Annotated in this window: 14 protein-coding genes; 3 read left to right on the top strand and 11 right to left on the bottom strand. The window is 34.8% G+C overall.

Annotated elements, in window-relative coordinates:
* Positions 1-182: 182 nt before the first annotated feature.
* The 8 genes from ACMAZI_RS05285 to ACMAZI_RS05250 all read right to left on the bottom strand — a co-directional run bounded on the left by ACMAZI_RS05285 (position 183) and on the right by ACMAZI_RS05250 (position 9,755).
* Positions 183-2,657, bottom strand: coding sequence for an AAA family ATPase (locus ACMAZI_RS05285; protein ID WP_412473620.1), 2,475 nt, complete (start codon positions 2,655-2,657; stop codon positions 183-185).
* Between the two features lie 248 nt (positions 2,658-2,905).
* Positions 2,906-3,736 (bottom strand): hypothetical protein, encoded by an 831-nt coding sequence (locus ACMAZI_RS05280; protein WP_412473621.1) that lies wholly within the window; start codon positions 3,734-3,736, stop codon positions 2,906-2,908.
* 358 nt (positions 3,737-4,094) lie between these two features.
* A complete protein-coding gene (locus ACMAZI_RS05275) occupies positions 4,095-4,217 on the bottom strand; it encodes a hypothetical protein (RefSeq protein WP_412475112.1) in 123 nt (40 codons plus the stop codon).
* Positions 4,217-4,567 carry a DUF6998 domain-containing protein gene (locus ACMAZI_RS05270; RefSeq protein ID WP_412473622.1) on the bottom strand — a complete coding sequence of 117 codons (351 nt, stop codon included), beginning with the start codon at positions 4,565-4,567 and terminating at the stop codon, positions 4,217-4,219. The genes ACMAZI_RS05275 and ACMAZI_RS05270 overlap by 1 nt, the downstream gene beginning before the upstream one ends.
* Before the next feature lie 24 nt (positions 4,568-4,591).
* Positions 4,592-5,860, bottom strand: a complete 1,269-nt coding sequence (locus ACMAZI_RS05265; RefSeq protein ID WP_412473623.1) for a DUF6602 domain-containing protein — start codon at positions 5,858-5,860, stop codon at positions 4,592-4,594.
* A 10-nt stretch (positions 5,861-5,870) separates the two neighbouring features.
* A complete protein-coding gene (locus ACMAZI_RS05260) occupies positions 5,871-6,536 on the bottom strand; it encodes a DUF3223 domain-containing protein (RefSeq protein WP_412473624.1) in 666 nt (221 codons plus the stop codon).
* Between the two features lie 5 nt (positions 6,537-6,541).
* On the bottom strand, positions 6,542-8,911 hold the full coding sequence (locus ACMAZI_RS05255; RefSeq protein WP_412473625.1) for an AAA family ATPase: 2,370 nt from the start codon (positions 8,909-8,911) through the stop codon (positions 6,542-6,544).
* A 106-nt stretch (positions 8,912-9,017) separates the two neighbouring features.
* Entirely contained in the window at positions 9,018-9,755 is a 738-nt protein-coding gene (locus tag ACMAZI_RS05250; protein WP_412475111.1) for a hypothetical protein, read from the bottom strand.
* A gap of 264 nt (positions 9,756-10,019) precedes the next feature.
* On the opposite strand from ACMAZI_RS05250, the gene ACMAZI_RS05245 reads away from it, so the two are divergent.
* The gene (locus tag ACMAZI_RS05245) at positions 10,020-10,880 is read left to right on the top strand and encodes an Fpg/Nei family DNA glycosylase (RefSeq protein WP_412473627.1); all 861 of its coding nucleotides are present in this window, start codon (positions 10,020-10,022) and stop codon (positions 10,878-10,880) included.
* Here the strand turns inward: ACMAZI_RS05245 and ACMAZI_RS05240 are convergent, their stop codons facing one another.
* From ACMAZI_RS05240 to ACMAZI_RS05230, 3 genes are all read right to left on the bottom strand, one after another.
* Positions 10,881-11,312, bottom strand: a complete 432-nt coding sequence (locus ACMAZI_RS05240; protein WP_412473628.1) for a DoxX family membrane protein — start codon at positions 11,310-11,312, stop codon at positions 10,881-10,883.
* 103 nt (positions 11,313-11,415) lie between these two features.
* On the bottom strand, positions 11,416-12,030 hold the full coding sequence (locus tag ACMAZI_RS05235) for a hypothetical protein (protein ID WP_412473629.1): 615 nt from the start codon (positions 12,028-12,030) through the stop codon (positions 11,416-11,418).
* Between the two features lie 7 nt (positions 12,031-12,037).
* The gene (locus ACMAZI_RS05230; protein WP_412473630.1) at positions 12,038-12,652 is read right to left on the bottom strand and encodes a hypothetical protein; all 615 of its coding nucleotides are present in this window, start codon (positions 12,650-12,652) and stop codon (positions 12,038-12,040) included.
* Positions 12,653-12,773: 121 nt separating this feature from the next.
* Here ACMAZI_RS05230 and ACMAZI_RS05225 point away from each other — a divergent pair, with 121 nt between their 5' ends.
* The gene (locus tag ACMAZI_RS05225) at positions 12,774-13,139 is read left to right on the top strand and encodes a helix-turn-helix domain-containing protein (protein WP_114705256.1); all 366 of its coding nucleotides are present in this window, start codon (positions 12,774-12,776) and stop codon (positions 13,137-13,139) included.
* 145 nt (positions 13,140-13,284) lie between these two features.
* Positions 13,285-15,051, top strand: coding sequence for an ABC transporter ATP-binding protein (locus tag ACMAZI_RS05220; protein WP_120405204.1), 1,767 nt, complete (start codon positions 13,285-13,287; stop codon positions 15,049-15,051).

Raw genomic sequence — 15,051 nt, 5'->3', positions numbered from 1 at the left:
ACATAAAGCTTCGCTTGAGAATCACCGGCTTAGTTACTGAAAATACAGGTAAAAGTTCTAGTTCCAAGTGCCTTTTCATTGATCTTGCGTAAAGAGAAAGCACCTGGAAACTTATTTGCATCAAGTTTTATACGAAGGCGAACTTGCTTTAATCTTCAATACTAACCCACTTTTAAAATAATTTATAGTATATTTTTTTCTGCTAACTTTCCCTCTATTAAACGAATTCTATCATTATAAGTACTGTTACAGACCAAACTATCCATCACGTTAATTTTTAAACATGGATGAAAAGACTCTACAAGAGTCCTTTCATGATCAAAGTTTTCTTCCTCTTTTAAATAGTCAGTAAAGTATTTAACACTCTCCATTCGCTTGGAAAGCTCGCTTTTCCCATACTGATTTACTTCAGGAAAAGTGTATTTTATTTTTTCAAAAAAAGCTTCATCGAAAATAGGAGTATCCTGAAGAACTAAAGACAGATAATGAAACTGACAAATCATATTATTAAGGTAATACATTCCACTATATGTGATTCTAACTTGACTAAGTTCACTAATCATACCGTCTGAATCAATATCAGAAGAAATTATTTGATTATCAATCAAAATTGAATTTAGTAACTCTGTAAGTTCTCCTAAAATAATCTCATCTGTATAACCAGCTAATCTAAAAACATCAAGTATTCCTTTTACTGGAAAAAAACGATTCTCATCGACAATTCCCTCAGACTCTAATTCTAAAAATTTTAAAATTCTTATTTTTGTAAAATGATTATTATTACCAACAACAGGTTTAAAGAGGTTTAACACTATACTTTGGTCAGAATGATAATACTTACTAGAGTCAAGAGCAATAGACTTTACAAATTCCCATATTGGAATTCTATAGTTATCTCCTAACATATAAGATGAAATGTTAGTATGGCCCGAAACTAGAAATTTATTAATTTTTTCAATGCCTAATCTTATATTTGGAAAAGATGTCTCTTCAAGAAATTTTATTAACTCATTATTCTGAACATCAAATAAAGTATAATAAAGGTTCGCAAAAAGTTTCTTAAAACCATCCTCGGTTATAGTAAGCTTTCGACCATTAAATGTTGATTCTATAGGGTCAAATGCAATGTTTTTTTCAACATATTCAATTCTTTTTCGAATTACTTCTCTGTAAGGAGGTGCACTGATATGAAAAACCAAAGACTGAAAAGCATCAAATGGAGGTTTTCTTTTCCAACGATTATAATACCCCTCTCTTAATGAAATAATTGTAATACTGTACAACTTATTATGAATACTATTTGCTAATAAAAAAGCTTCTTTCTGTGCTTCATCACTTAACTGATCCGCATTATCAAAAACAACACAAAGGTTTTTATTACAGTGATTCCGTAAGTAATGTGAAATTTTTTCAAGATGAGTAGTAGGGTTCTCAATAGATCTCTCCAAGAAGTTTGCTATTTTCTCATTTAATTTTTCAGTATTATTTTCTAAATGTTGCCAAATGCTACTTTTGTTTTCTTTTATCTCATCGAAATATATCTGTTTTAGGACTCCCAACTGCCCAAGCCTTAATTCAGGGTACTCTCTCTTCAACTGCGTTATAATTTTTTGAAATATAGTTTTACTGTCACTGACTCCCTGCTCTGTATAGTCCCTAAAATCAATATATACAGAAGGCCTTGTTAATTTTGACTTCTTAGACATTTCTATTTCAAAAAAGTTTTTTATAAATGTTGTTTTACCAACACCTTTCCCACCTATGATAATCATCAAGGGAGGGTTTTGAGGAATTTTTTTACCATTTAGGATATTATCTTTTAATTGCCTATTTATATTATTAGTATTTTTTGCTTTAGAGATATTTTCAGATATATCAGGAGCATTATCTTCAAGAGCAATTCCAAGTTCAGAATTATATTTTTTGATATCCTCATTTTTTACATAACAAGATTTCAGAAGTTCTGACTCAGTATCTTTAGACTGATTAGCGAGCTCTCCAAAAGCCTGTATAATAACCTTTGCAAGCTGTGCACTTAAATCATTACGGACAAGAGCCCTATCAGCTCCCTTTAATACATCAACTAACAAATTTGGCTTACGCGATGGTAAATTTAGCTTAAGCATTTTATTATATTGAACTGCAGCCTTAGATATACAATTATAAAAGAGTATAAAGTTCTCAGAGATATCATCTAAATCTCTAAAAACAATTGCCTTATTTTTCCTCCAATCCTCTCCACTTGTATTTATAAATTGAGAAACAATATATTGATGACCATTCGTAATTATCCCAAACGCCAAGCCCTTATCAAAGATATATCTACGAATCTGTTCAATTACTGATTTATTTCCTTTAGCCAAAGTACCAAGAGTCACATATCTTTGCTTTTCTGGTAATATAAAGTCCACTGCATTTTTTTTAGCCTCAACTATGAATGAAAAATCAGATGTTGAAAATTTATAATCATAAAACCCTGACTCAACACTTTCTTCTCTAAGGATATCCACCTCTTCCCAGCCAAGTACATTTTTAAACATATGATCAATAACTTTACTGCGTGTATCTGTCTCAGTCATATCAGATTTTAAAAAGTCTGATATATTTGATTCGTATTCGTTGAATTCACTAAGCGCCTTATCTATACCTTCTATCATCTATCAACTATCCTTAATTTACATGCATTAAAACCATCTTTTATCATAATCTGTTCTAAACAGTTAAAGTCTACCTTCTCGAAAATAAAAAGTCTGCTAATACAGTTTTAAAAATACTTAGAACTACAAGACGACACGCTACAGCAACGTGGAAATTAATCAGACTCCAGTATTTTCTTTTACTAATACCTCTCCAGTCACTTAATCCATAAAGAAAATGCACCTGGAACCGTATTAGTTTAACTTATTTATTTTTGTTTTTTGTCTTTTTTTGAAAAGATATCTTTAAATCCTTTCCCCATTACTTTTCCCCATCTATCAAATTCAACATTCGCTTCTTCAAGTACAATGTTGCTAACTTTTTTAAGCTCTTTATTCCCTGCGATGTCAGCAAGGTAAGTTTCAAATTCTTTTTTAGAAAGTGGTTTGTAAGTATAAAGTGTCTGAACAAGAAGTACATTTTGAAGTTGAGGTCTCATTTGTGTCTTCATCAGATCAATTTGATACTCTTGTATTTTTTCACCTTGAGCTGCTTCTCCAACCCCCTTGATGATATTTACCATGACATCAACCATAAACTCGAGCATTCTTGTTTCATGAAGAAGCTTCATCGCTGTTTGAATTCTATCTTGAGATGGTTTATTTTTCGCCAAGCCTTGTGCAAACGATTGCATCTCCACCATAGCTTCAGGTGTCGACGCAGCCTCTTCAAGTCTTGAGACTTTTAGAATCTTCTCCTGCTTATGAAATTTTACTAGAGACTTCAATTCTTTTTCAGATAAGCTTGATATCATTTTCTTTTTAATGCTTGAAAGTATTCTTTCAGCCTTAAATCCTGACAAAATCAATTCTTTTAACTTTGCTTTCTCGTCAGCAGATAAGTTTTTAGCCTGAGCAGTTTGAGTATTGGCCTGTTGTTCTAAAATATCACTTAGAGATAATGTCTGTTTTTCAATCCCAGATAGGTCAACAATCTCGTCCACTAGCTTTTCTTTCTCATTTGAACTTTCAGCTAATGAGCTTTGAAACGTAAATATAATTAAAAAAGTAATTGGTACAAGACGTAATAGTAGGTTCATATTATCCCTCTTAAGATATAAATGATTAATAGATAGCTACACTTCGCCACTTTTTAATCTAAACTTAATATATTCACCGAAGAAAACCTCCATAATTTCAAGCACATACCAACACTGCAATAATGAAGTGAATAACAAAATGAACACCTTACAACGCGAACCTCCACCCATTCTCAAGAGAAAAAAATTCAAAAAAAATGACCATAGTGATAAACTTCTGCCCACATAAAAAAGGAATTAAAAAGTGCCTGAGTTACCCGAGATAAACAGGCACAAAATAAAAAGTCAGTTATTTCGTTAAGTTAAAGATATAGACGTTGATTCGAGCTTTCTTTTATTTCACTCTTTTTCATTCGATTTAAGAGTTTTTCACAATTTCACCTACTATGGGAAGTTTATAACTTGATGCTAACTTCTCAAGCTTACTAACACCAATCATATGCTTGTTGTCCCTACTTGAATATGTTGACTGAGATTTCACTAATTCAAAATCCCCAAAGAACAGTTCACTCCAACTTCCATCTTCAATACCTTCAAAACAAGAATAAGATCAGCACCTCCACGAAAACCAATCTGTTTTGCAGCATTATTAGTTTTTATCTGAACAGTCTTACCATCTTCTGTAATCGCATCAAAACCCGCAGATCCAGCCGGCGCCTTATCCATTCCATAGTGGTCGATTGCAATACACTCGCCGTAATCACCTAACAAATTTCCAAGACCTGCCCATTTATAATCAGGCGCGAGCGTTTTAAGTATTTTTTGAGAATTGAAAATAGTTCCCATTACGTGCCTTATAGCCTCAATTCTACTTTTTTCACCAAGCTTCACATTTTTTCTCCTAACAGAATAAAATTATTTGCTAACCCCGTACTTTTGCATCCATAGAGACGCTTTAGTATCTGCCATATCCAAAGCATAGCTTTTCCCGCTCGGATGAAATATTATTGCCAACTCAGTTGTTAAATAATCAACGTTACCATTTCTTTTATAAACAATTCTTTTATCATTTAATGATCGAAAAACCTTTGCGGCAGTTGTGCCATATCGCAGAGCAATCCTCTTTAGTCTTTTGTCTTTATAGTGAATCCCAGGATTCGAACTTAAGCAGGCTAAGTACAATCTTTCACAGTCAGAAATCTCAGGCGGAAACCAATCCTCCGATTCATAATCTCGGGCTTCTTTAAGCTTTGCCTCAGTCATTTCTATTGCACTATATTCCCACCCTTTCTTGTCTTCGCGATAAAATGCTCTCAAAAGTGGCATCATAACAGGAACCTCTAAATCATCACCGAAGACCTCCGCAGGTACTCCAAAATAAAAGTTTAATCTCGTCCATATTAATTCAACTAAACATTCTATGCCCGATGAGCTAGACGATGCAAGAAGGTCCCACTCTTTACTTAACTCAGAAGCAGAAAATGGCATTCCAGTAAGCTTTACTATTGAGTAGTTGTTACTAATAATTAGACTGGGTAGAGAAAAAGGTGAACCTCCTTTTTTTCCCTCATGTTCGCCCAAAATGTCCAAAAAGCTACTCCTAAATCCACTCTCTGTAGCAAATCCATTAAAACCAATAGCTATCCTGAGCGGTAACACCGACTCAAGAGCCAGAAAACTGTGCATAACTGCTTTATGATCCTGCTTCTCCTTGTGCACAACCTCAAGTTTTCTTGCGGGCTCCCCAACCACAGCCAAAAACGCTCTTTCAAAAAGGTTTGCCTGAAAAGATTTTGAAGGTACTAAGTCACATATCTTACGCAGATGAGTCATGGATTTTCTCATTTCGGTCTTATTTATTGTTTTCTTTACCTCAAAAACTGCCACTACATCATTAACGTCATACCTATAATTATCCGTATAAGGTATCTGTTCTCCATCTCCCACAACTAACATACAATCTATTTGACCAGACTCAGTACCATCAGAGTCAACAACAACTCCCTTTGAAACTTTCAACCCAAGATCGCTAAATATATCAACAGAAAGTTTTTTAACTAATTCAGCCGTTAGCCCCTCATACATCTGACCAATAATACCTGGATGCGTCTCATCAGATTCGTTTAAAATTTCCTTCTCTCTATCCGCAATATTCTCGATAATCTCAATGAAGCTTTTAATCACTCAATATCTCCTACTTCTTCTTACGTTTTAAATTACAAAGATTATGTGCACATTTCAAAACAGCGTTGTTTTCATGATAATTCACCCACTCCTCCTTGAAGTCCAAATCAACCTCTTTAAAGATCGCCCTATTTGTATCTAAGCAATCCTCAAATTCCGTTGGCAAAACCTTGCCCTCAATAAATAGTTCAAAAAGTTCCAAAAATGTTGGAGAAGAGTGATCAATGTGCAAATCAGACGAACTCTCAATCTCCTTCTCGCACAAATAACAAACACTCCCCGGTGAAAACACAGTGTTTCGAAAGTCTTCAATTTGATACTCGATGGCTTCCCTCATTGCTGAGTTTAAATTCTTCAAAGGAGACGTTACTGTCCCAGTAACACTCTTCCTCCAACTTATATCAACAAATGAATCATCCTTTCTAACCAAATTTAATTCGATGTGACCTCCCATAGCACTTCTACCTATGAGAAATTTCTTAACTCCTACTCCCTTTTTCACACTCCACTCATGATGACCTTTTATTAAATCACACAAAAAGTCCCATTCATCATCACCACAAATGATCTCCCCTTTTGATTCACAAGCAAGTAAAAACTCTCTAGTATATGAGATCGCCTCTCCCTGTGTCTTAAACTCAATATCTCCGATAACATTCTTCTTTCTTTTTGCCATAACATCTACCTTATAGAGCGCACCAGCGCTTCGTATTGTTCAAGATCCCTTTCTTTAATTTTCTCTAAAACATAGCAAGCAACTTTTTGAGCCTCGGAAACATCAATAGGCATCGAACTTCTCTCGACTGTCCCATCAGCATGAGACATCTCGTTTGAAATCCTCATTATTAGTGTTTTTGCGACTCCATCTGTTCCAAAGAATCTGGAAACCTTTGTTTTTAAATCATCTCTATTAGGGTAACGATAAAAAAGGTAGCTCTCTAAAAACTTTCTTAGATTGTTTCCAAAGTTATAGAAAATATCATAATTGTCACCTTCAGCACTTTCTTCTGCGCAAGCTTTAATTTTTTCAAATAAATAATTAAATTCAGTCACATAATGATAGAGATGTTTAGGCATTAACTTTATAATTGACCGATTTTCATTTCTTTCAATTAAAAAATACTCACTCTGATCAATCTTTTTTCCATTATCATCTTTAACAAAAGGGTGACTTAGACGCTTTAAGTACTTTAAGAACTCCAGATTATGAGTTGATATGAAAAGTTGATCGTAATTATATTTGTTTCCGCTACCGGTATCAGAGGGGGCCGCTATCTCATTCTCAATTAAGCTAAATACAAAAAAGATGTGGTTTGAGTCGAGACTAGATATCGGGTCATCAATCCAAATAATAGTTTCTTCTTTCTTTGTTTCCAAGTCATGGAGTTTTGCCATAAAATAACAAAATGCGATAAGGCTTGACTCTCCCTCGCTTAGGTTTTTAGCAACCTCACCACCTCGCATAATTTTAAATGTTCCGACATCATCCTCTTCAAAATGTTCAAGCCTAAGACTTTCATGACCAAAATAATCAGCTAAGAACTTATTTATTTTCTCAGCCCCTTTACTTTCATCTTTAAGCTCTGACTCCAAGGAAACTAGCAACTGATCCAATTCTTCCTTTTTAGCTTTGGACTCCATCTTTTCTTGATTTGCATCATCTGACTCTTTCTTTGCAATGCCTATCTTCTTTAATTCTTCTTCATAAGATATCGTTTGAATAAAATTATAAACTTCTGATAACCTCAATTTACTGGTTGCGATTTTTTTATTTTTATCCAGTTCTTTATGATGATTATTACTTTGCTCAATAACCTCATTTAACTTGTTCACTGACTCAAAAAGAAATGAATTACTAACAACAAATTCTTCATCAATTGATATTTTTTTAAATATATTACCTTTTCTTGCACTAAGGTGTTCAATCACTATATTTAAATTGCTCAACATTTTAGCTATCTTTTCATTTATTGCTTTAGAGGCTTGTTCAAATTCAGCCTTATACTCCGAATAAACTCCTTCAACTGAAGGAGTTGAAACTCCTTCAAGTTTTCGCACCTCCATATCTAGTTTTGCTAAAGTACTATCTATTTTTTGTTCAAGAAGCTCTGATTCTCGATTGAAATGGTCCCTTAATCTTTTCCAACTGGATTCACTAAGTGAGTTATCACAAAAAAGGCACTTATCTCTTTCTTTGTTGTGTTCAATCCCACTTTTCACCCATGACTGTGCAGATGCATTGCTTTCCAAGTCGTTAATAGTAACAGTTGCTGTTACCTCTGACTCTAGCAAGATCAACGATTCCTTAAAAGCCTCTTCCAACGAAAACACTACAGGTGGCATCTCGGCCAATGTATCTTTCTCATCTTCGTTAATGATCTCTCTTAACTTACTTTGTTCTGCCTTATCTGCCGGAACAAAATCATCCTCAAGAGTTTTTCCAATATCAACCTTTATCTTACTAATAGAATAAGACACATCACCAAAATCACTATCAGACTTCATCTCTCGTGCTTTGTTTCTAAGAACATCATCCTTCTTAGTGACCAAATCATTATGTATTTTTTTCTTTTCTTTAAATGATTGACTCTTTAAAAAGTAATCATAGATTTGACCTGATTTTTCGTCAACATTCCCAAGTTTCTCTTTCGTAGATTTGATTTTACTTTCAACCTCTACATTTTTATCACCCAGAACAGCGAAAGTAGAAATTTCTGCATCATCATTGAAAAGAATAGATAAATTATCTTTAACAAAATCCTTATTAAAAACTCTTAGATTCTGATTAAAGTTGTTTAGATTTTCACATGAAATCTCTTCGCCGCCATTCACCGTATAAACAGTAGACGATTCTTTGTAATCCTCATGCTTGCACTGTTTCTCTAAGCATCGTACTACTCTCGACAAAGTTGTCTTTCCAGAGTAGTTTCTTCCATAAATAATGTTAAATTTATTAAAATCAATAATCCGATTCGATCTCTTAAGGGACTCTCCCCACACGAAATCTTGATAGACACCAAAGTTACTTACCCTACTAATTCTCTTAAGCACTAGAAACCACCTATATTAATCATATTGTGAGTATTAGATCCATGCGTCTTTTCACTGACCTCGCATTAAGAAAAAGAACCCATTCTTTTACAATCAAGTTCTTCAATCAACTCTCAAAGTACTCACTCAAGCTAACATCAAGAACAACCACGTCATCACCATCATCAAACTTAAAGTTCTTATTACTATCTTTCTTCACTTGTATGTATATCTTCTTAAATTCGTAATCGACACGGTAACCAACTACATCTGTTCCCTCAGGAGAGAGTGCTACTTTACTCTTTCCTCTAAAGTCAGAAATATAGAGTCTATATCCATCTTTTGAACTTAAAACTTTGTCCGAATTGTAATCAGCATCAACTTTTGAGAAGAAGATTCTATCTAATTTATTTTTTCTGGGTTTGCCATCTCGATCTTTATTTCTTGGTATTGCAAAGCCACCAATAACTTCTCTTCCATCAAATAAGTCTTTGGATTTTGAAGTATTACGATTAATGATTTTTAAATTTGAAATGGAACAACGATAACATCCCCATAGGTTAGGGCTTAAAAAAGATGTATACTTTTCATTACTACCAGATGATTTGAAGTTCTTGTAAGAACTTCTATTTTTATCAAAGTTAACAACATATGAGACTAGAAACTTATCATTAGAAGCTGTTACAGGAATGGAGACATACTCTCCAAGCTTATCACCATTCTCACTCTTATTTAAATCGACTTGTTCAGCTGAATTACCTCTAGAAGCTGAAAGACTCGAATAAATCGTAACGCTTAAAAAGATAATAAATACGACATAAACAATAAATTGTAATACGTGATTAATTTTTATGAGTTTATTCATAAGTCCTGACATAGTTGATTATTATAATCACACATCGCCACCTAACCCCATAAACTTAAGCCTCAACAAGCTCCAAAACATCAACAATTTTAGGCACATACAATTGCATCAAAACTCTCCAATAACAAAATGAACACCTTACAACTCTTACCTAAACCCATCCTTTAGAAATAAAATTTCATATTTCTTTAAAAAGTTTTACGAGAATTGGTAATTGCGAATTTCAAAGTGGCCATGTAAAATGGCAGCGAATTAATAGCGGAGATGTTCTTCGTAAAATATTACAGGAAGTGCGCTATCCCAGAATTACCAGAAGTCGAAACCATCAAATCACAACTCTCTCACGTTCTCCCAATGGAGATCGAGGAAGTCGCATACTCTGATGTGAGTGATTCCATTGTTAAGGATAAGGACTTCAATCCTAAGGGCATGACTCTTGAGCGTGTAGAGCGCCAGGGAAAGGTTCTGCGTTTTTTCTTTGAGGATCAAGATGGGAATGAGTGGCGAGCGATCTCAGGGTTGGGGATGTCGGGCTCGTGGCGAATTGCAACGGAAGAGATTACTGAAAAGCATACTCATGTAAAACTCATTGGGACAAATGCAAAAGGGCCAATTCATCTAGGCTATATTGACCCTCGCCGCTTTGGTGTCTTTCACCTCTACTCTCCACCAAATGAGGCCACATGGCTTACGCGCTTAGGACCTGATGTATCAAAAGAAGAATTCACTCTTGATTATCTTTTGATGTTAAAAAAAGAGCGTCCTAATAAAGTGTTAAAACCATTTCTCTTAGAGCAAAACTTCTTTGCCGGTGTTGGTAATTATATGGCCAGCGAAATTTGCGCAAGAGCAGGAGTTCGTCCAACGCGAAGAATGAAGACCCTAACGAAGCTTGAACTTGAAAAAGTTTATATGGCCGTAAAGATTGTTCTCGATGATTCCATTAGCACAGGCGGTACAACTTTTTCTGGTGGCTATCAAGATGCCTTTGGTGAAAAGGGTGAAGGTGTAAAAAACCTTGTTGTCTTTTATCAAAAGATCTGTGGCCTATGTAAAGAGACAGAAGTTAAGAAAATCACACTTGCTCAGCGAGGAACTTACTACTGTCCAAAGTGTCAGAAGTAATCAACCTTCTTGTTGCTTCTTTTTATCTAATTCCTCTTTTAATGGACAACGAAAAATCTGTTTAACAATATCACTGTAAGGCTTACTAAAGAAAGCTAAGTAGATTTCTAAAACGACCAAAACGATTGCAATAGGAAGTCCAGATGGATCCAGCACAATATGCACAAGCAATATATTGAGAATAATTGGTGCAAGAACAACAAGGGCCAATGGAACGAAGACTCCAATCATGAGAAGAGCACCACAAGTTATTTCTGTTATTTTTAAAAGCGGAAAGAAATACTTGGCAGCAATAAGACCTCCCATAAAAGTTTGAAGATCCTTAGGCATATTCTCTGGCGGTGGAAGGAGATTAAAAAGTCCCGCTATTCCAAAAAATACAAATAAAAATCCAAGAATTAATCGCGCTATAGTTGGTAACTTCGTCTTCATCGAAATCTCCTAATTATAGTTATTAAGGAATTATCTCGGTGAAGAAAGAAAAGTTGTACTTAATTTACTTAAAGATTTACGACTAATGTACTTGCTTTTTTTTTTAGATAAGCAATTCTTCAGGTATCTCATAACCATTTAATTGGTTTACAAGATAGAAGCGTCTAGATTTTGTAATAATACGAAAGAAGTCATTTCCAATTTCAGGGTCACGTAGCTTTTTACGTAAACGACTTAAATTCACATCAATTGTATTTTCACTAGAAGAACCAAAGAGACTTTTTGATATTATTTCTCTTTCTCCATTACCTGCACGGTTAATGGCCCTAAAGAGGTCCATATCAGTACGTCCGATGATAGAGAATAATTTATAGATTTCTAAAGTAACGAGACGATTAAAAAGAACTTCGATAAAGTCTGTGTCATTTAAACTTTTAAAAGTAAAGAGCTCTCCACCCATATGAATAATACGCTTGTTTCGATCCCCAAAGAAGTCCCCTACTAAGTAGACAAAGTTTGCATCAATATATTGAATCTCATCAATTAATTTATCTTTAAACTCTATCGACTCATCATCTAGATCGAGAATAAGTAACTCACCAACGCCATTATACTTAGGAAATTTTTTTATATACTCAATTTTAAGGCCGCTCTTTTCTTCAATCTTATCCGCTAGATAAAGTTTGTTTTCATTTGCAGTGTAGGCCATTAATCTCATTGTCATCTCAAATTACTTTTTTATTTTCATTCTTTAATAAGTGTCCTGGAATCTCATAATTAGTCAGACAACTCACAATGTAAAGTCGTCCATTTTTAGTTATGATTCTAAAGAAGTCATTTCCAACTTCTGGGTCCCTTAATTTTTTTCTTAAACGACTTAAGTTGACATCAATAGTGCTCTCACTTGTAGAGCCAAAAATTAATTCACTTAACTTTGACTTTTCTCCATTACCCGCTCGGTGAATAAATCTAAATAATTCAACATCAGTTGGACTCACCAAGTGTAGTAATTTAAACATTTCCTTTTGATGAATTCGTCTTATGATTTCTGAAATAAAATCTTCTTCACTTAAGCTTTTCATAATAGGGCAATTGCCCCCTAGCGAAATAAATCGGCCGACATTATCCCCCTGCAGCGTGTCAGTTAAGAATAAGAACTTAACTTTTGTGTATTGAACCTCATCCAGAAGCTCATCTGTAACTTCATCGAGCTCAACAAATAGGATTTCACCAGGCCCCAGATCATAAGGAAGCTCATCTAAATACACAAAATTGGCACTACAAATGGATTCTATTGCCGACTCTCTAAAGATTTTCTTTTGATTTGGCGTGCAAGCCATTAATTTTATTACCATAATAAACCTTACGTATTTGTAAGTAAATAATATTGCCTAAACATAATATCATTATTGAGTACCAAATAACAATTCTTGGTAATCGATAAAACTGGAGGTTAATACAATGAAAGAGAAAAGAGTTTTTGAGAACATTGCAAAATTGATTAAACAAAGAAGACGCAGCTTGTCACCTAAGGTATCTCAACAAGGTTTATCTTATCGACTAGGTTACAAGAACGGTCAATTTATCAGCAATATTGAAAGAGGACTTTGTTCTGTTCCATTAAGATCACTAAATTCTATTTGTGATGTCTTAAAAGTATCAAAAGAAGAACTAAGGGAAACTCTGCTAAAAGATTATGCAGAGACGATTGATAATTACTTCGCAGAAGCTGAGGGCGAGCAGGAAGAAAGTTCTCAGAGAGTTTCTAGCGACAATGGCAAGGAAATTAAAAGAAATTTCGAATTTGCTAGTAATTACGTAGTCTAGGGTCTAGCTAGACTACGCATTTCACCCTCGTCAATCTCTCAAGCACAACGATTCTATACTAATGAGATTGGCGGGGAACTTTTCAAGTATATAAGTTTCAGGCATAATTCGTCCAGTACAGATTTTATGACTAGGAACATATATAATGAATTCACAATCCTCACCTTTACGTAAATTAATTAACCATTTTAACAATAAAAAAGGCCAAATTTATACTGCCTCAACTTTTTCTATTCTCAATAAAATTTTCGATATTGCTCCACCCCTATTAATAGGTCTTGCTGTCGATACCGTTGTTAAACAAGAGGAATCTTTTTTAGCAGAGATGGGAATTAGTGATAAGATCCATCAAATCTATATCTTGGCCATTTTAACTTTTATTATTTGGGCACTTGAATCACTCTTTGAATACCTCTTAAAAGTATGGTGGCGAGGCCTGGCGCAAGAAGTTCAACACGACCTTCGAATGGAAGCTTATGATCACCTTCAAAATCTTCATATTTCTTTTTATCAAGAACAGAATTCAGGGAATTTAACGACTGTTTTAAATGATGATATTAATCAGCTAGAGAGATTTCTTGATATTGGTGCAAATGATATTATTCAAACACTAACAACAGTTGTCTCTATTGGTGCAATCTTCTTTTACTTATCACCACAAATTGCCCTACTCTCTCTTACGCCGGTACCTTTCATTTTATGGGGAAGCTTTTACTTCCAAAGAAAAGTTCAGCCACGTTATCAAAATGTAAGAAGTGAAGCGGGCCTACTAGCAAGTATGTTAGTAAATAATATTGCAGGTATGATGACTATTAAGTCATATGTGGCCCAAAAGTTTGAATACAATCGTCTCGAAAAACAATCAAATCGCTACGCTAGAGCGAATAAAGAGGCCATTAGAGTATCCTCTTCATTTAGCCCTATAATTCGTATGGCCGTTTTATGTGGTTTTCTTTTCACTTTAACAATAGGTGCATCTCAAGTCTTTGATGGATCATTAGAAGTGGGCTCATATTCAGTGTTAATCTTTTTAGTCCAAAGGCTTCTGTGGCCTCTAACTCGCCTAGGTGAAACTTTTGATCTCTACCAACGTTCAATGGCATCCACTTCTCGTGTCATGGACCTACTTGAAACAGAGATTAAAGTCATTGATGGAAAAGAAGAATTGGAAAGCTTTGATGGTGAAGTAAGTTTTGAAAATATCAATTTCAAATATGATGAAGAAGACAACACTGGACTTAAAGATATCACTCTTAAAATTCAAGCAGGACAAACTGTTGCTCTTGTTGGTCCAACAGGCTCGGGAAAAAGTACAATGCTAAAACTTCTTCAGCGCTTCTATGATCCTCAATCAGGCCATGTTAACTTTGATGGTAGAAACCTAAAAGAGCTAAAGCAAAACTCTCTTCGCTCTCATATTGGTTTTGTTTCACAAGACACTTACCTCTTTCATGGAACTGTTCTAGACAATATTATTTACGGATCAAATGATGCAACGGAAGTGGATGCCATGAAGGCCGCAAAATTAGCGGAGGCCCATGACTTTATTGAACTCCTTCCCCAAGGCTATCAAACAATAGTAGGAGAAAGAGGACAAAAGCTCTCAGGAGGCCAGAGGCAGCGTATTGCAATTGCGAGGGCCATCCTAAAGGATCCAAAGCTCTTTATCTTTGATGAGGCCACAAGCGCTATTGATAACGAGACAGAGGCCGCCATTCAAAGATCACTTAAGACCATCACTCAAGGTCGCACAACAGTTATGGTTGCCCACCGTCTTTCGACAATTATTCATGCAGATCAAATCTGTGTATTAAATGAAGGAAGAATTGAACAACGCGGAACTCATGAGGAGCTCATTAAACAAGATGGACTCTATCGTGCGCTATGGAATGTTCAAACTGGAAATGTTTAA

Origin of the sequence: Halobacteriovorax sp. YZS-3-1 (genome assembly GCF_047084945.1) — a bacterium.
In the GTDB taxonomy this organism is placed as follows: Bacteria; Bdellovibrionota; Bacteriovoracia; order Bacteriovoracales; family Bacteriovoracaceae; genus Halobacteriovorax_A; species Halobacteriovorax_A vibrionivorans.
The sequence above is the reverse complement of the archived record's forward strand: the minus strand, read 5'-3'. Positions and strand labels throughout refer to the sequence as shown.